This is a genomic window from Chitinophaga parva (assembly GCF_003071345.1).
GTDB lineage: Bacteria > Bacteroidota > Bacteroidia > Chitinophagales > Chitinophagaceae > Chitinophaga > Chitinophaga parva.
The window spans coordinates 311,380-329,257 of record NZ_QCYK01000001.1; the positions used below are offsets into that span (position 1 = coordinate 311,380).

Sequence of the window (17,878 nt, forward strand, 5' to 3'; positions counted from 1 at the left end):
GGATTACGAGCCGGTGATTGGTGTGTCTTCTTTTTTTGATTGCTGTGATTTCCGGGGCATCCAGGCGCCCGGCATAAGCAGCAGCTGCGGAACAAAATGCCTGGAGGTAGGCGTTCCTGCTACATTGGTTCTCTCTCAGTCAGGTTATAGGCGGCAGCGTGTACTGCCGCCATTTCGTGCGACAAGTTATATTATTTGGCTAACAATTCCTTCACAATTCCCGAAACGACTTTACCATCCGCCTGGCCGGCCAGCTGCTTGGTAGCCACGCCCATTACCTTGCCCATATCGGCGGGGGAAGTGGCGCCGGTTTGTGCTATGATGGCACTGATAGCAGCACGGATCTCGCTTTCATCCATCTGCTTGGGCAGATAGCGCTCTATCACTACGAGCTCCTCTTCTTCTTTTTTAGCCAGGTCTTCCCGGTTTTGCTGGCGGAAAATTTCCAGGGAGTCTTTGCGTTGTTTGGCCAGCTTTTGCAGCAGCTTTATTTCGTCTGCGGGGGTAAGGTCGCCGGTGGCGCCTTCTGCGGTCTTGGCCAGCAGGATGGCGGCCTTAATGGCACGCAGGGCGCGCAGTTCTGCTTCTTGCTTAGCCAGCATGGCGGTTTTAATAGCGCCGTTGATATCTAGTTCTAATGACATGGTAATAATTTTAAAGGCCCCTAATTTAATGGGTTAGCGGCTATTTCTGTTGCTCTTCTTTCTTTTGTGTTTCAATGAATTTGCGGCTGAACTCACGGGCAAAATCGCGGATATCATCCGCCTGGCTTACATAGGGAGTGGATTGGGTGGCACGTTTAAAGGTATCGGCCATGGTCATCATGCTCTGGAAGAAAAACTCTGCCATCTCATCCACCATCATATCCTTGGTCCACAGGTCTATGCGCAGCGCGGTTTTCTCCTGGGCATCCCAAAAGGCCACCATCATTGCTTTTGCCTTGTTCATGCGTTCCTGGGCCGTATCAGTGGCGTTCCATTCAATGGATTCAGGAACACGCTGATCGTCCAGGCCTACTTTTATCTGGATCGTAGAAGTCTTTGCCATGTTGTTGCTAAAATTAAGGCCGTAAAGGTAGCGCTTCTCAGGCAGAAACGGGCAATCCCAGGGCTTTGCCCACGGCCGTCACCACGGTATCCCAGTCTGGCAGGTGCGCGGTGGCGGGAATTGCAGCCAGGTGGCTGGCCCGCAGCCGTTCATCTTTATAGAGCAGCATCATTTTTTCTGCCAGGTCGTCTGCGTGGGCAGGATCGGCATACACTACGGCGGGGCCGCCGGCCTCCCGCGCAGCGGGGCTATCAAATGCCACCACCGGTACCTTGCAGTGCAGGGCATGGTAAATGGGCAGTGCCAGGCCATCATGACGGTTGGTATACACCAGTCCATAGGCGCCGGCCGTTAAACTGGCCAGGGTAGCGGCGTCTGGCTGTTGTATCCAGATCACGTCTTCCCGGAAGCGGTAGCTGGTCAGCGCGTCTGTGACTTCCTTGCCGGCGGCGGTCACATCGCCGGCCAGGATCAGCTTCACATTGCTGCGCAGGCGTTTTTTCAGCACGGAATATGCCTTGAGCAGGGGCATCGTATTATTGCGCGGGTCTATGCTGCCGGTGGCCAGGAAATATTCCGTGCCGCCTGCATGTTGTTGCTTTATCACCTGCCGCTCGTCCCACTCGAGCGGGTCGTAGCCAGCATCCTGCCCGGGTTGCAGCAGCACGGTCTTCCCTGCAAGGTCCGATGCCTGGGAAAGGAAGGTATCGCGCAGGGTCTCAGAAAATACGAGGAGCTGCTTTACCCGGGGCGTCAGTTCTGCCACGCGCTTTGCATCTGCCCCCTGCAGCCAGCGCCCGTGGGTGATCAGCAAGGTCACAGGGATCTTTGCTTTGGCCGGGGGCCAGTCATTCATCACCAACAGCTGGTCCACTTTTTCCTTTTTAAGGGCCCGGGGTAATTGCCACTCCTCCCAGTAATATTTATTCAGGATGGGCGATACCACCAGGGGTTGCGCATTGGCCGGGAGGTCATTGCCATCGAAGGTCTTTTTACTGATAAACAAAAATGTGGAGGAAGGGTGCTGCTGGCATAGCCTCCATAGTATTTCACGGACAAGGTTACCGGAATCCGCAGGTGCGTCTGTCCACTGCCCTGCCGCCATAACTGCCATTCTCATAGATCCAGATTCAGTGGATGCAAACCTAAGCCACAATTTTCAAATAGGCTCGCATTAAAAAAAGCAGCCCGGGTAGTGGACTGCTTTTCAGGTATTTCGGGAAATATATTAAAAGCCGGTCAGTTCCCCGGCCCATCTGTTTTATTCGTGATCACAAACGTCTTCGTTACCGAGTTCTTCTCCGGATCATTTACGGAAGCAATCGTAATGGTCACTGTACACGTTTTCAGCTCCGGCAGGTCCACCAGCGTTACCTGGATGGGCGTACCGGTTTGCGGCGGCATGGGCGGCTGGGGAATTACCGTGCCTGCCTGGGTCTTTACCTCCACGGTTACCGTTACGCCCTGCGCAGGCATGGTGGAAGTAACATTCACAGAGAAGGGGTAACTGGCGCCGGGAGCCGCCGTGGGCGTGGTTTCAGATACATCCGTGAGGGTTACCACCAGCCCTTGCTCCTGGGGCTTTGCGGGGCCGTTGCCACTTTTCTTTTTACTGCAAGCCGTGAGCAGGCCTGCCGCCAGCAAAAGGAAACAAAGGGAACGCATAAGGATACGCGACATGGTAGAGGTTTGAATACGTGACGATATGGTTTTTCAAATGCTGTGAGACAATAAAATTAGATATTTTATTAATACAAACAAAGTGAAATATCCGGGTCACTTACTTCACATCCAGGGCATCGCGCAGGCCATTGCCCAGGAAGTTGAAAGCCAGCACCAGCAGCATAATGGCAATGCCCGGGGCCAGCGCCAGCACGGGGTTATGGGTGATGATAAAGTTGTAGTTCTCCTTGATCATCAGCCCCCAGGAAGGCTGGGGAGGCTGTACGCCCACGCCCAGGAAACTAAGGCCCGCCTCTACCACGATGGCCGTGGCAAAGTTGCCCGCCGCCACCACCATCACCGGCCCGGCAATGTTGGGCAGGATATGTACCCCGATGGTGCGCGCATGGCCAAAACCCAGCGCCCGCGTAGCTTCAATAAAAGGCAGTTCCCGCAGTACCAATACCTGCCCCCGTATAAGGCGGGCCACGCTCACCCACAGGGTCAGGCCTACTGCGATGAACACCTGCCAGAACCCCTTGCCCAATGCCAGGGTAATGGCAAATACCAGCAGCAAGGTGGGAATGGCCCAGATCACGTTCATGCCCCACATCACCCCTTCATCCACCCACCCGCGGAAATAACCGGCCATGGCGCCCAGCAGCACCCCGATGGTCAGGGAAATGAGCACTGCAATGCAACCCACGCTGAGGCTTACCCGCGTGCCCACGATCAGGCGGCTCAGGATATCGCGCCCAAAACGGTCGGTGCCCAGCCAGTAGGTATGCCGTGAGACCCGCGCGGCGGCCGTTTGCGGGGTGGCTTGCAGGGCGCTCCACGCAAAGGCTTCCCGGGCCGTGGTGGTCTCGTCTACATAACGTTCTGCCACGAGGCTGTCCCGGGTGAGTGAATATGTTTTGATGGGAATGTAAATGCCTGCTGCGGGGGCACCGTTGACCAGTCTTTCAAAAAAGCCCACCGGCGCGGGGGCGGGCTGCCGTGGCACTTCCAGCATGGCCACGGAAAAACCCGGGCGGGCGCCTCCTATTTCCAGCGTCATACGGTTAGCATTGGGCGTGGGGTCCGGCGCCAGGTAGTACGCAAAAATGCTGGTGAGGATGGCCAGCCCTATCACGCAAAGGCCCGCCACCGCGCCCCTGTTGCGCAGCAGCCTTTGCCAAGCGGAAGTACGACCAGCCGTATTATTCATAAGATCAAGATAACAGTTTTATTTCACCTTGCGGCCCTTCCACTCATAGGTACCAAACTTGCCCAGCCAGCCCGCCACCAGGATGTAGAGCATGTGAAAAGGCTGGCCCGGCACAAAAATGCGCAACAGGAAACTGCGGTCAAAAAAGCGGGCCACAGGGATGATGAAATACAGCTCCACCAGCAGTTTATACACCATCATCCACAGCCACCAGGGCCACAATGCGGGTATAAAAATAGCCGCCACCGGGAGTAGCACCATGCAGGCATTCCAAAAATAAAACACGGCCAGCACCCGGGTAAGGCGCTTATCGTCATACTTATCGGCCTTGGAGCTCCAGCGGATGCGCTGGTGCATAAAGTCTTTGAGGTTATCTACCGGCAACGTATATACGATGGCATCCCGGCTGGCAATGTAAGTGATGCCACCGGGGTATGCTTTGAAGATCTTATGCATGAGCAGCATATCATCTCCGCTGGCCAGGTGGTCTATGCCCTTAAAGCCATCCACTTCGTAGAACACTGCTTTTTCATAGGCCAGGTTGGCCCCATTGCACATGCTGCCGGAACGCAAGGCAGATGCGGCCCCGGTGATGCCTTGCATGGTCAGGAAATCGAGGGATTGCCACTGTTTGAAGAAATTATTTTCCTGGTGGAATGCTACCGGTGCTGCAATGAACTTTGCCTGACCTTCTTCATAACATTTCACGATGGTGGCGATCCATTTAGGCCCCATTACACAGTCTGCATCTGTAGTTATGATCAATGCACCCGTGGAAATACCAATGGCGGTTTCAATGGCTTTTTTCTTGTAGGAATTGAGGCGCTGGGCCAGGCTGAAATGGTCTGAAAGCTGCAGCAGGCGCACGTTTGGCGCCGGGCATGCACGGATGAGGGCTGCGGTATCGTCCGTAGAAAAATCGTCGATGATGATAAATTCCACCAGCTCCTGCGGATAGTCCTGTGCCATAAAGGCCTGCAGCAGGGCGGGAATATTCGCTGCTTCATTGCGCGCCGGCACTATCACAGACACTTTGGTGCGGTAGGGCGGCGCCGCCGGCGTGAGGGGGTATTGGGTAAGCTGGCGCCAGCCGTAGCGGTAGCGCACCAGCAGGAAGCCATACACCAGCCCCAGGGCCATGATCATTCCAAGTAATATGTACATGTGTTGTTCCTACAAGTTATCATCGATCGTATGCCCCAGCGATCCTTTAATTAATTGATGCCCGCTATCCACTACCAACGTGGTAACCGGGAATGGCGCCCGGGCCAGGCGTTCCGCAAAGGCCGGTGGTATCACGCGGTCGTACCGCCCAAACACCTGCAGCAATGGGATGTGATAGCGCTGCATCTGCACTGCCACTTTGTGCAGGTCCGGCATCATGCGGCGCAAAGTAGTCCATACGTTGTATACCTGCAAGCGCTTCTCCTTCGTGTTCATCCGGTGGTAGGCAAATTTATAAATGCTTTCATTGATCCAGTGCAACTTGCGCGCCGCCTGCAGCACCCGGAAAAAGAACAGCGGGTGGTGGGCCTGGTAGTGGAAAATGCGGTTACCCACACGGGTCTGTGTTACAAACACATGCCAGGGATTGCGGTGCAGCCCATCTGCCGCCAGCAGGATCACATGGTCTATGCGGTCCGCCATGCACTCCACGGCACACAGGGCCACGCGGCCTCCCATGCTGTAGCCACACACGCTGAAACGTGTAAAGCCCTCCTGCTGCAGTAATAATTCCAGGATGTTCTTGAGGTCCTGCTGCGTCATGGGCGCGGTGCTGCTCCATTGCGTAGTACCGTGTAGTGGCAGGTCTATGGCCACGAGGGTAAACCGGTGGCCCAGGCCTTTGGCCAATGGCAGGAAGTGTGCAGCGCTTTCCCCAAAACCGTGCAGGCACACCAGCAAAGCAGGCCCATTTCCGGTGCGGATGCCGTGAAAATCATGGGGGCCGTACGTGAGCTGGAAGTCCGTGTTCTGCATAGGCCCGCAATTTTAAACAACTTTTGCCAATTGCACCAAACTTAAGTAAATTGGGAGTACACTAAAACTTCCACGCGATGGACGCAACCGTTGATAAACAAACCCACCTGAAAGGAGCCGAATTTCTAGTGAAGCCCACTGCGCCTTCCGACACTTTCATTCCCGAAGAATTTTCTGAAGAACAGCGCATGATCAAGGAGATGGCTGAACAGTTCATCAACCTGGAAGTAACACCGCTGCTGGATCGGCTGGATAAGCTGGAAGAAGGCCTGATGCCCTCCCTGCTGGAAAAAGCGGGGGAACAGGGGCTGCTGGGCGCCGCCTTCCCGGAAGAATATAACGGCCTGGGTAAGGATTTTGTAACCGCCACCCTGATCAACGAAGCCCTGGGTGCGGGCCACTCCTTTTCCGTGGCCATGGCCGCCCATACCGGCATTGGCTCCCTGCCTATCCTCTATTTTGGCACAGCAGCACAGAAACAAAAATATATTCCCAAGCTGGCCACCGGTGAAATGAAAGGCGCGTACGCCCTCACCGAGCCCGGCTCCGGCTCAGATGCGCTGGCCGCTAAAAGCAATGCAAAACTGAGCGACGACGGCAAATATTACATCCTCAACGGGCAGAAGGCCTGGATCACCAATTCCGGGTTTGCAGACGTGTTCACCGTGTTTGCCAAGATAGACGGCGACAAATTCACCGCCTTCATCCTGGAAAAAGGCACGCCCGGATTTACCCTGGGCGCAGAAGAGCACAAGATGGGCATCAAAGGCTCCAGCACCCGCCAGATCTACTTCCAGGATGTAAAAGTGCCCGTGGAAAATGTACTGGGCGAAATTGGCAAAGGCCACCTCATTGCCTTCAACATCCTTAACATAGGCCGCCTGAAACTGTGCGCCGCCGCCCTGGGCGGGGCCAAGAAAACAGCCGATATCAGCGTGCAATACGCTATCACCCGCGAGCAGTTTAAAACCTCCATCGCAAACTTTGGCGCCATCAAGCACAAGCTGGCTGAAATGGTGATCCGCATCTGGACCAGCGAGGCCGCCCTGTACCGCACAGCCCACCTCATTGACCTGAAAGAAAAAGAACTGCTGGCAGAAGGCAAACCCTTTGCAGACGCCCTGCTGGGCGCCGCGGAGGAATATGCCGTGGAATGCGCCATACTGAAAGTGAACGGCTCTGAAGTACTGGATTACGTGGTGGATGAAGGCGTGCAGATCCACGGGGGCAACGGCTTCAGCGATGAATATGTAGTGTCCAAGGCCTACCGCGATTCCCGCATCAACCGCATTTTTGAAGGCACCAATGAGATAAACCGCCTGCTTACCCTTGATATGACCCTGAAACGGGCCATGAAAGGGAAACTGGACCTCATGGGCCCCGCCTTTGCTGTGCAGAAAGAGCTGATGAGCATCCCCGATTTTGGCAGCGATGATGATACGCCTTTTGCCAAAGAAACAAAGCTCATTGCCAGCTTCAAGAAAGCCATCCTCATGGTGGCCGGCGCCGCCGCCCAGAAGCTGATGCAAAAGCTCAGCGATGAGCAGGAGCTGCTCATGCACATTGCCGATATGGCCATCGAAACCTTTGTAGCCGAAAGCGCCCTGCTGCGCCTCCGGAAGCTGCAGGACCAGCAGGGGGAAGCGGCTACTTCCATCCAGGCAGACATTGTGCGCACCTACCTCTACGACGCGGCTGATAAGATCAATAAAAGCGGTAAAGATGCCATCAACGCCTTTGCAGAAGGTGACGAGCAACGCATGATGCTGCTGGGCCTGAAACGCTTTACCAAGGCCGATCCTTACAACACCAAGGACGCCCGCCGCCGCATAGCAGATAAGATGATCGCCAGCGGCAAATACTTCTTATAAAGAGCTTGCATGCCATACAACAAGTGCCGGGAGCTTTAGGGCTTCCGGCATTTTTTTTAGGGGATTAGTTATCTTCACGATACAGTAACCGCCTTGCAGCGACCGGAAACCATGAAGCGATCAATTCAACGTATAGTCTTTACCGTTATAGCGGCAATGGCCGCATTGCCTGCATTTGCCCAGACAAACATCTTCCTGGTACAGGGCAACCGGGAGCGGGTGAATGTAACCACGCCCCGGCAATTCCTCTCGGGGCATGTGTGCCCCAGCTGCCGCCTGTGGCTCAATAATGATAGCATACACGTATATCCCACCGGCGCCTTTGCCACGGCCATGAACCTGAAGCAGGGGCAGAATGTGTATACCCTGCGCTGCACAGATACCCTGGGCAGGAGCGCATCCAGGACCATTTATTACTATTACACGCCCCTACCCCCGCCGGTGGCTACCGGCGCACTCCGCGTGGATTATATGGGCATCTCGCCTGCCGGCAATTTGTGGGTGAGCGAAGGGGATACCCTGCGCATCAGGGTAAAAGGCCTGCCGGGCTGCCAGGCCACCTGGATCAACGGGGAGCCGTTGCAGGAGCTCCCCGCCAGCCGTAGCGGGGGCATACCTGGCTACTATGAAGGCGCCTACATCATCCAGGCGGCAGACTCCTTCCTGAACAATAAACTGAAAGTAGTGCTCCGCGATCCACAGGGCAATACTGCCGTGCGGGAAAGCGCCTACCGTTACCGCTTCATGCGGGAGAAAAACCTGTACGGGCGCACCATTGACGATATGTGCTATCTCACTTCCGCGACGGACGGGGACCGGCTGGGGCCGGACCGGATGGGCTTCCTGGACCGGGATGTGCAGCTGCAGATCGTAGGCCGGGAGAATGACTATTACCGGGTAATGCTGGCCCCTGGCCAGTATGCCTTTATCCCCGAACCCCTTGTAGACACCCTGTCCCTCGCCGCTCCCACCCCCGTGAGCACCGTGCAGCAGCCGGTTACCTGGTCGGATGCGCAGTATGATTATGCCGCTATCCAGCTGGATGAAAAACTGCCTTACACCAGCACCCAGCATGTGGGGCCGGGCCGCGTAGAGGTGGATGTATACAATACTTACCTGGCGCCAGGCACGGTATTCCACGACAGTACGGGCACCCAGGAGATCCGGCAGCCATTCCTGCAGCAGCCTTCGGCCAATGTGACCCGCATTTCCCTGCCCCTGGCCCATGCCCAGCCCTGGGGATACAAAATTTACTACGAGGATAACCGCCTCATTATCCGCGTGAAGCGCCAGCCCGCCGCATTAGATTTCTCCCACCTTACCATCGCCATTGATGCCGGTCACGGGGGCAGCAATCCCGGCTCCATGGGGCCTACCGGCAATTTTGAAAAGAACATCACCATTTTGCTGGCCCTGGGCCTGCAGGATACCCTGGCCCGGCGCGGGGCCAGCATTCTCATGACCCGCACCGGTGACCAGTCTGTGAATAACGATGACCGGGTGCTCAATTTCCGCAGCCGCAACCCCGACCTGCTGGTAAGCATCCACCTGAACTCCTCCGTTAACCCGGTGGACATAAAAGGCACCGCCACTTATTACAAGCAGCCCTTCTGCGAGCCGCTGGGAGCGGCCATTCATGGGCAACTGCTGCAACTGGGCCTGCGGGATTTCAAGAACAATGGCCGCTTTAATTTCGCACTGGTACAGCCTACGGAGTTTCCCAACATCCTGGTGGAAACCCTGTTTATCAGCAACCCGGACGATGAAACACTGGTCCTGGATCCCAGCTATCGCAAATTGCTGGTGGAGAAGCTGGTGCAGGGCCTGCAGGATTTCCTGGATGAGTGTGCCCGGCATTAATATCCTTCCTGTTTTTTATCAGTTCATGTCCGCAGTAATCTTCCTATCTTACAAAACGTGGCCGGCACCGCTGTAAACTCGCGCTCAGGGCGGGCCACGGGCAGCCATTCCCATCCGGCACGTTATGCCGGATAACCAATAGTTATAGGCATTACTCTACCAAACCGGTGGGTTTTGTTTATATTTGCGTATTGTGCATTATGAGGCGAATAGCCTAATTTTGCAACCCGGTCTACCGGACCGGCAAATTGAAATCACATGGCCGACCAGATCAAGGAATTTAACGACTACCGGGAAAAGATGAATGAGGTGATCCTCGGTAAGCAGAACAAGGTGATCAACCGCCTGTTTAACCTGGATACAAATACCTACATGGAAGGTGCGCTGAGCACCAGGGTGAAAGAGATGTTAGGCCTGGTCTCGAGCATGGTGCTGCGTTGCGATGACTGCATCAAATATCACCTGGGTAAATGCTACGAACAGGGTATTACCACGGAAGAAATGTATGAGATCTTTGCCGTAGCCAATATCGTAGGCGGCACCATCGTGATCCCTCATACCCGCCGCGCTGCCGAATACTGGGAAGCGCTGCTGGCACAATAAACAAGAACCAATCGAACTATTTTCAACAGACCACCAATCGTTTAATAAATGTCAACAGCTACTATCGCTCCGCAGACATTAACGGCCAAGGACTTTGCAACAGACCAGGAAGTACGCTGGTGCCCCGGCTGCGGTGATTACTCTATACTAAAACAGGTACAGACCATTATGCCCGGGCTGGGCATTCCCCGCGAAAATATTGTCATCGTATCAGGTATCGGCTGCTCTTCGCGCTTTCCCTATTACATGAACACTTATGGCATGCACTCCATTCATGGCCGTGCCACCGCTATTGCCTCCGGCCTCAAGGCTACCCGCCCCGAACTGAGCGTGTGGATCGTGACCGGCGATGGCGACGGGCTGTCCATCGGTGGTAACCACACCATCCACCTGCTGCGCCGCAACTTTGACGTGAATGTGATGCTCTTCAATAACCAGATCTACGGGCTTACCAAAGGCCAGTACTCACCCACTTCTGAAGAGAACAAGGTAACCAAATCCACGCCCATGGGCAGCATTGACCACCCGTTCAATCCCCTGGCCCTGGCCCTGGGTGCAGACGCTACCTTCATTGCCCGCAGCATGGACCGCGATCCCAAGCACCTGCAGGAAATGCTGAAACGCAGCCACGCCCATAAAGGCGCCTCCCTGCTGGAAATTTACCAGAACTGCAACATCTTCAATGATGGCGCTTTTGAAATATTCACCGAAAAAGGCAGCAAGGCGGAAGAAACCCTGTTTGTAGAACAAGGCAAGCCTATGATCTTTGGCGCCAACAAAGACAAAGGCATCCGCTTCAACGGCCTCCGCCCCGAAGTAGTAAGCCTGGCAGACGGCCAGTACACGGCAGACGACCTGTGGATCCACGACGAGGCAGACTTCTACAAGGCACAGGTACTGGTGCGTTTGTTTGACGATCCCCGCGTGATCGGCCACTTCCCCCGTCCCTTCGGCGTGTTCTATGCCACACAACGTGCCTGCTACGAAGACAGCCTCCAGCTCCAACTGGACGATGCCATTGCCCGCCGCGGCAACGGTGACCTGGACAAGCTGCTGGCTGGTAATGAGACCTGGGAAATTAAGTAGCCGGTTAAAGGTTAATAGTTAATGGTTAGCAAAGGTTATCCTTGCCAATAATTAGCCCATAAAAAAAGTCGTCGCTTCTTACCGGAGCGACGACTTTTTTTATAGCGGAACTAACCTTTAATCCTAATGCCCTGTCATCTGCACATCAAAGATCACCTTGTACAGCAGCACCATACCAAATACGATCATGCTGATGCCGGCAATTTTATTCAACAACTCTACGGTTTTAAGGGTGAGTTTATGACGGATCTTATCCGCCACTACTACTTTGAGCACATCCGTGGCCAATACAAAAGCCAGGCATACGCCAAACATAATGATGCGGTGGGAACGGGAAGTAGCGCCGGCGCCTACGCACACGGTGAGCCAGAAGATGATCACGCCGGGATTGAGCGCATTCATTAAAAAGCCGGTGAGCCAGATGCCTGCATAGTGGTGGGTTTTAAAGGTCTCGGGCTTTTCATCACCGGTGCTGATCTTTACTTTTTTAAACAACAGCCCGTATACTCCCATGGCAATGAGCAAGCCCCCGCCACCAATGCCGATATAATCCTGGTAAGCCTCCAGGTTATCAATAAAAGAGGAGGCCAGGTTGCCTACCAGTACGTATAAAATATCGCAGAAGGAAACACCAAGCACAAAAGCGATACCGGCCTTGAAACCATTATTGATGCTATGTTTGATGATGGCAAAGATGACCGGGCCCACAGAAACGGCCAATGACAACCCCAGTGCCAAACCTGCTAAAATCGCTGCTATCATGCTCTTATTCCAAAAATTAAAGGGTGGTTGGTCCTGTAAAAGAAAAAGGGTAACCCGGTTAAAGTTACCCTTTTTTTATAAAGTTGAAAATGTGATTCCTTATTGCTTCACGATCTTACCAGCCACAAAGCGCTCCCAGTCTTTCAGCTTATCGCCCTTCATTACACGGGGAAACTTGTTCATCGCGCCTTCCTTTCCTTTGTTGCGCAGGTATTCAATGAACACGTCGTTGGGCATCACCTCCACAAACACCTGTTTCAGTGCAGAGGTTCTTTCTACGGCGTAGTCATCATTTACTTCGCACAAGGTCTGGTCTATGATCTCGCGGATCTTTACCGGGTCTGCATTGACATCATCGGTGCCAATGTACCAGCGATGCGCAAAGAGGTTCTCATACGGAAAGCCTGCCACGGTAAATTCTTTCACAGTAATGCCCAGTTTCTTCTGTACCGTGTCTATGGCCTTGTTCATATTGTCTATGCTCATATGCTCACCACAGAGGCTGAGGAACTGTTTGGTGCGGCCCACGATCATGATCTCATGTTCCTTTACCGATGTAAATTTCACCACATCGCCTATGATGTAGCGCCAGGCGCCGGCACAGGTGCTCAGCATCACGGCGTATTCCACATCTTCCACCACTTCGTGGATCATATAAGCCTTGGGGTTGGGCCTGATATCACCTTCCGCGTCAAAGTTCTCTTCATTGAAGGGGACAAATTCAAAGAAGATACCGGCGTTCAGCACCAGCTTGATGCCCTTTACACCCGGGCGGGCCTGGAAGCCAAAGCTGCCTTCAGAAGCCATGTAGGTTTCAATGAAGGTAATGGGCTTGCCCAGTACACGCTGGAAACTTTCACGGTAAGGCTCAAAAGATACCCCACCGTGGATGTATACGGCCAGGTTAGGCCATATTTCGTGGATATTTTTAACACCGTGGTATTTCACAATTTCTTCCAGTACGATCTGCACCCAGGCCGGCACGCCGCACACGGTGCCTACGTCCCACTGCGGGGCTTTGCGCACAATGAGCTTAATACGTTGCTCCCAGTTGTTCTTCTTGGCGATCTTATTGCCCGGCTTGTAAAAGCGGCGGAACCAGCGGGGAATGTTCTTCGCCTGGATGCCGCTCATATCACCTTCATAATAATCGCCCTGGTCATACAGGGAGGTGCTGCCCCCCAGCATGAGGATCCCCTTTTCAAAAGAGCGGGGCGGTATGTTGAAGTTAGCCATGGAATACAACTGCTTCACCCCCACTTTCTTCACCGTCTTGAGCATGTCGCGCGTAACGGGGATGTGCTTGCTGGCAGATTCCGAGGTACCGGAGCTGAGGGCAAAATATTTCACCTTACCGGGCCAGGCCACATCGGGCTGGCCGTCCAGGCATTTATGCCACCACTCCTGGTGCATCTTGTTATAATTGTGTACGGGTACGCGTTCTTTATACAGGTTGATGAACTGCGGGCTGGCGAGAATTTCTTCGAAACCATAATGCTGCCCAAACTGAGTATCCTGGGCCTTAAACAATAATCTGTGCAGTACCTGCAACTGGTACTGGCGAGGTGTAACGCCTAATTTGAAAGAAAACTTTTTCCTGATGCGCAGGGATCTTGATATAAGATTACCGATGATGGCCATTAAAAATTCCTCTAAGTTTTGCTACAAAAGTACGTAGTATCCGGCATATACCTGCAAGCACAGCCAACACACGTTAAAAATATGAAAAAGGCGTTATATATTCCAGTTTAAAGTAATGTTAATATGACAGCCCCCGGAGAATCCGGAATTGGGCATTTAAAATTTACCATCGATCTTTGCGGCATGCTAAAAGAAACCTTACTGAAGGCCGCCCGCGTCGGTGGCCAGGTTATACTGGACTATTTCAACGGCTCCTTTGAGATCAGCAGCAAAAGCTCGGCCAACGACCTGGTAACGGCGGCCGACAAAGCCGCGGAAACCGCCATCATAGCGGTGATCCGGGATGCCTTCCCCGACCATTACATCCTCAGCGAAGAAGCCGGCACACTGGACACGGCCTCTAATACCCGCTGGATCATAGACCCGATAGACGGTACGGTAAACTTTGCCAACGGCATTCCCATCTGCGCTGTAAGCATAGGCGTGGAGGTGAACGGGGTCATGCAGCTGGGCGTGGTGTACAACCCTGTCATGAATGAATTTTTCTTTGCCGAAAAAGGCAAAGGCGCTACGCTCAATGATAAACCCATTCAGGTATCTGCCAAAGACGACCTGGAACGCTCCTTCCTGGTGACCGGCTTCCCTTACCATTGGGAAGATATGCCCAATGACCCGATGGTGGTCTTTGGCCGCTTCATCAAAAAAGGGATACCGGTAAGACGCCTGGGCTCTGCCGCCATAGACCTCTGCTGGGTGGCCGCAGGCCGCTTTGACGGTTTCTATGAGCACAGCCTCAATGCCTGGGACTCCGCAGCCGGCTACCTCATTGTAGAGGAAGCTGGTGGCACCGTTACTGATTTCAACGGCCAGCCCTACTCTCCCTACCAGCCCCGCATCCTGGCTACTAATGGCAAGATCCACCAGGCACTGCTGGATGTAGTGAATGGGAAATAAAATTGTATCAAGTCCCCGATCTCAGATCCTGGATATCAGTATATATATATTTTTAAACGCATGGTACCTAAGACATAAGACTTAGGGCCTTGGACAAATTTTATGGAAGAAAGAACAGAAGTCAGCACGCTCGGGGAATTTGGCCTGATCGATTACCTGACCCGCAATATTGAATTACAGCAAGCCAGCACCATTGTGGGTGTGGGCGATGATGGCGCTGTGATAGATCATTTTGGTAAACAGACCGTGATCTCCACAGACCTGCTGGTGGAAGGCATTCACTTTGACCTGGCCTATGTACCCCTGAAGCACCTGGGCTATAAATCCGTGGTGGTGAATGTGTCCGACATTTATGCCATGAACGCCACGCCCACCCAGATCACCATGAGCCTGGCTTTCAGCAACCGCTTTTCCGTGGAAGCGCTGAACGAGTTTTATGAAGGCGTGTACCTGGCCTGTGAAAGATATGGGGTAGACCTCATTGGGGGCGACACCTCCGCCACCCAGAAAGGCCTGGTGATCAGCGTTACCGCCATTGGCGAAGTAACGCCCGGCAACTTTGTAAAACGCTCCACCGCACAGAAAGGCGACATTCTCTGCGTAACCGGCGACCTGGGCGCGGCCTACCTGGGCCTCACCCTGCTGGAAAGGGAAAAGAAAATATACCTGGAAAGCCCCGGCGTGCAGCCCGACCTGGAAAACCGCACTTACATCCTGGGCCGGCAATTAAAGCCCGAGGCCCGCAAGGACATCATTGAATACTTTGCCGAACAGGGCATCACGCCCACTTCCATGATGGACGTGAGCGATGGCCTCAGCTCCGAGATCCTGCACATCTGCAAGCAAAGCAACCTGGGCGTAGTGCTCTATGAAGACAAAATTCCCATTCACGATGAAACCCGTGAAGTGGCCATGAAATTTGGTCTCGACCCCACGGCGGCGGCCCTGAGCGGCGGGGAAGATTATGAACTGCTCTTCACCCTGCGCCAGGAAGATTATGAAAAGATCACGCTGAATGAGAACATAAGCCCCATAGGCTACATGACGGAAAACAGCGAGGGCGCCCACATTCTTACCAAAGGGGGCAACAAGTTTAAGCTGGTGGCCCAGGGCTGGAACGCCTTTGAACAATAGTATCAGTTAAGAACTTTTTATTGCGCAACACCTTGCCGGATGGTTTCACCCCATCCGCCAAGGTGTTGCGCTTTTTATGGCAGTCATCATTTATACAAGACCTATATGTACGGAAAGCGAATGCTACTGGCGCTGGCTTTATGCAGCATCACCATCATCACCCGCGCGCAAAGCGTGCAGCACAATTACCAGCAGTGGTACACTTATTTTGGCAACATGAAATTTGCTCCCCACTGGGCTATTCATTTTGACGCGCAGGCCCGCATCCGCAACGGCTTTTCAGACAAGGGCCAGTTCCTCCTCCGCCCGGGCATCCAGTATGTACAGAACAGTAAGATCAATTACACCCTGGGCTACGCCTACGCACCTACGTACAATGATGCCACAGGCCGCTGGTTCCCCGAGCACCGCATCTTTGAACAGTTCATTTACCGCGACCAGGAAAAACATTTCGATATGCACCACCGCATACGCCTGGAGCAGCGCTGGGTGGGGCAAAAGAATGTGCATGGCGATATTGCCAGCTGGAAATATGGCAACCGTTTCCGCTACTTTAACCGCACATACCTGCCCCTGGCCCTCAAGCCGGAAAAAGGCAGTTACTACCTGGCCCTGCAAAATGAGATCTTTATCAACCTCTGGGGCAATGCCATCAACCCGAAAGTATTTGACCAGAACCGCTTCCTGGTAGCCCCCGGCTACATGACGGCGGCGGGCGTACGCCTGGAGGCCGGGTATATGAATCAATTCATCCAGGCGCCCACCGGTGCCAAAACGATGAACCACATTCTGCACCTCTCCGTGCTGCATAGTTTTGCCTTGTAAATCAATGCCTGAGCCGATTAAATTCCTTAATCGGCTCATTTTTTATCATTTTTTGAGCCGATTAATTCCCTTAATCGGCTCAAATTTTGCCTATATTTGAGCCGATTAATATAAGTAACCGGCGCATGACTTACAATTGGCAGCAGGCAGACTGGCCTGATTTTCAATACAATGTGGCCAAAATAACCACCGCATTGCAAGCCTTTTCCTCGGAAATTGCCGAGGCAAACGGCATGCTGAAAAGCATGCCCCAGTCTACCCGGTTGCAATCTATCATTAACACTATGGTGGCAGAGGCCATCAAAACCTCCGCCATTGAGGGGGAACTGCTCAATCCCCGGGACGTAGTATCCTCCGTACGCAACAGGCTGGGCCTGCACGATAACCCGCCTATCAAAGACAAACGGGCCAAAGGCATAGGAGAACTGATGGTGGAAGTACGCAACAGCTATGCAGATCCACTATCGCAGCAGCAGCTCTTCACCTGGCATACCCTACTGCTCTCACAAAGCAACCACATAAAAACGGGGCAATGGCGCAAAGGCACGGAGCCCATGCAGGTAATCTCCGGTGCTGCCGGCCGGGAAACGATACATTATGAAGCACCGCCCGCAGATAAAGTACCGGCAGAAATGAAACGCTACATCCAGTGGTTCAACGATACCGCGCCCGGTGGCAGGCAGGAGATCTCCGCGGCGCCGTTGCGGGCCGCCATTGCGCATCTGTACTTTGAATCCATCCACCCGTTTGAAGATGGCAATGGCCGTATAGGCAGGGCCCTGGCGGAGAAAGCACTGTCACAAACCGCCGGAAGGCCGCTGGTGCTCAGCCTTTCCCGCACCATTGAAGCGGCGCGCAAAGACTATTACCAGGCCCTGGAAAAAGCACAGCGCAGCAACGAGGTCACGCACTGGGTGGTGTATTTTGTAAACGTAGTGCTCAACGCACAGCAACAGGCCAAGCAGCTCATTGAACATACCCTGCAACGCAGCAAGTTCTACGACCGCTTTAAAGACCAGCTGAATGAACGCCAGCTGAAAGCCGTCAATAAAATGCTGGATGCCGGCCCGGAAGGCTTTGAGGGCGGCATAACGGCAAAGAAATATATCTCCATCACCAAAGCCTCCAAAGCCACTGCCACCCGCGATCTGCAGGACCTGGCAGCCATAGGCGCCCTTGTGCTGGCCGGCGCCGGCCGCAGCACCCATTATACCCTCTGCCTCGACAACTAAGCATAAAAAAG

General features: G+C 53.8%; 17 protein-coding genes. 8 read left to right on the forward strand and 9 right to left on the reverse strand.

What is annotated here, in order from left to right; all coding sequences use genetic code 11:
- Window positions 1–191 precede the first annotated feature (191 nt).
- The 7 genes from DCC81_RS01350 to DCC81_RS01380 form a co-directional block, all read right to left on the reverse strand.
- Window positions 192–644 carry a GatB/YqeY domain-containing protein gene (locus DCC81_RS01350; RefSeq protein ID WP_108684796.1) on the reverse strand — a complete coding sequence of 151 codons (453 nt, stop codon included), beginning with the start codon at window positions 642–644 and terminating at the stop codon, window positions 192–194.
- 40 nt (window positions 645–684) lie between these two features.
- Entirely contained in the window at window positions 685–1,047 is a 363-nt protein-coding gene (gldC, locus tag DCC81_RS01355) for a gliding motility protein GldC (protein ID WP_108684797.1), read from the reverse strand.
- Window positions 1,048–1,084: 37 nt separating this feature from the next.
- Entirely contained in the window at window positions 1,085–2,167 is a 1,083-nt protein-coding gene (locus DCC81_RS01360) for a glycosyltransferase (RefSeq protein ID WP_108684798.1), read from the reverse strand.
- Between the two features lie 119 nt (window positions 2,168–2,286).
- Window positions 2,287–2,727, reverse strand: a complete 441-nt coding sequence (locus tag DCC81_RS01365; protein WP_133177497.1) for a hypothetical protein — start codon at window positions 2,725–2,727, stop codon at window positions 2,287–2,289.
- A 100-nt stretch (window positions 2,728–2,827) separates the two neighbouring features.
- Window positions 2,828–3,919, reverse strand: a complete 1,092-nt coding sequence (locus DCC81_RS01370; protein WP_108684800.1) for an ABC transporter permease — start codon at window positions 3,917–3,919, stop codon at window positions 2,828–2,830.
- Window positions 3,920–3,937: 18 nt separating this feature from the next.
- On the reverse strand, window positions 3,938–5,083 hold the full coding sequence (locus DCC81_RS01375) for a glycosyltransferase (protein WP_108684801.1): 1,146 nt from the start codon (window positions 5,081–5,083) through the stop codon (window positions 3,938–3,940).
- Window positions 5,084–5,092: 9 nt separating this feature from the next.
- Window positions 5,093–5,899: an alpha/beta fold hydrolase gene (locus tag DCC81_RS01380; protein ID WP_108684802.1), complete on the reverse strand. Its 807-nt coding sequence runs from the start codon at window positions 5,897–5,899 to the stop codon at window positions 5,093–5,095.
- A 77-nt stretch (window positions 5,900–5,976) separates the two neighbouring features.
- Between DCC81_RS01380 and DCC81_RS01385 the strand changes: the two genes are divergently transcribed.
- The 4 genes from DCC81_RS01385 to DCC81_RS01400 all read left to right on the forward strand — a co-directional run bounded on the left by DCC81_RS01385 (window position 5,977) and on the right by DCC81_RS01400 (window position 11,319).
- On the forward strand, window positions 5,977–7,770 hold the full coding sequence (locus DCC81_RS01385; RefSeq protein WP_108684803.1) for an acyl-CoA dehydrogenase family protein: 1,794 nt from the start codon (window positions 5,977–5,979) through the stop codon (window positions 7,768–7,770).
- A 111-nt stretch (window positions 7,771–7,881) separates the two neighbouring features.
- Window positions 7,882–9,630, forward strand: a complete 1,749-nt coding sequence (locus tag DCC81_RS01390; RefSeq protein ID WP_108684804.1) for an N-acetylmuramoyl-L-alanine amidase family protein — start codon at window positions 7,882–7,884, stop codon at window positions 9,628–9,630.
- Between the two features lie 258 nt (window positions 9,631–9,888).
- Window positions 9,889–10,233 (forward strand): carboxymuconolactone decarboxylase family protein, encoded by a 345-nt coding sequence (locus DCC81_RS01395; RefSeq protein ID WP_108684805.1) that lies wholly within the window; start codon window positions 9,889–9,891, stop codon window positions 10,231–10,233.
- A 48-nt stretch (window positions 10,234–10,281) separates the two neighbouring features.
- On the forward strand, window positions 10,282–11,319 hold the full coding sequence (locus DCC81_RS01400) for a 2-oxoacid:ferredoxin oxidoreductase subunit beta (protein ID WP_108684806.1): 1,038 nt from the start codon (window positions 10,282–10,284) through the stop codon (window positions 11,317–11,319).
- A 123-nt stretch (window positions 11,320–11,442) separates the two neighbouring features.
- Here DCC81_RS01400 and DCC81_RS01405 read toward each other — a convergent pair whose 3' ends face one another.
- The gene (locus DCC81_RS01405) at window positions 11,443–12,081 is read right to left on the reverse strand and encodes a LysE family translocator (RefSeq protein ID WP_108684807.1); all 639 of its coding nucleotides are present in this window, start codon (window positions 12,079–12,081) and stop codon (window positions 11,443–11,445) included.
- Between the two features lie 99 nt (window positions 12,082–12,180).
- Window positions 12,181–13,722, reverse strand: coding sequence for a GH3 family domain-containing protein (locus DCC81_RS01410; protein WP_108684808.1), 1,542 nt, complete (start codon window positions 13,720–13,722; stop codon window positions 12,181–12,183).
- Window positions 13,723–13,905: 183 nt separating this feature from the next.
- On the opposite strand from DCC81_RS01410, the gene DCC81_RS01415 reads away from it, so the two are divergent.
- From DCC81_RS01415 to DCC81_RS01430, 4 genes are all read left to right on the forward strand, one after another.
- Window positions 13,906–14,676 (forward strand): inositol monophosphatase family protein, encoded by a 771-nt coding sequence (locus tag DCC81_RS01415; RefSeq protein WP_108684809.1) that lies wholly within the window; start codon window positions 13,906–13,908, stop codon window positions 14,674–14,676.
- A gap of 102 nt (window positions 14,677–14,778) precedes the next feature.
- Window positions 14,779–15,810, forward strand: coding sequence for a thiamine-phosphate kinase (thiL, locus tag DCC81_RS01420; protein WP_108684810.1), 1,032 nt, complete (start codon window positions 14,779–14,781; stop codon window positions 15,808–15,810).
- A gap of 105 nt (window positions 15,811–15,915) precedes the next feature.
- Entirely contained in the window at window positions 15,916–16,635 is a 720-nt protein-coding gene (locus DCC81_RS01425; protein WP_165806392.1) for a DUF2490 domain-containing protein, read from the forward strand.
- Window positions 16,636–16,760: 125 nt separating this feature from the next.
- Window positions 16,761–17,867 (forward strand): Fic family protein, encoded by a 1,107-nt coding sequence (locus DCC81_RS01430; RefSeq protein WP_108684812.1) that lies wholly within the window; start codon window positions 16,761–16,763, stop codon window positions 17,865–17,867.
- The last annotated feature ends 11 nt before the right edge of the window (window positions 17,868–17,878 follow it).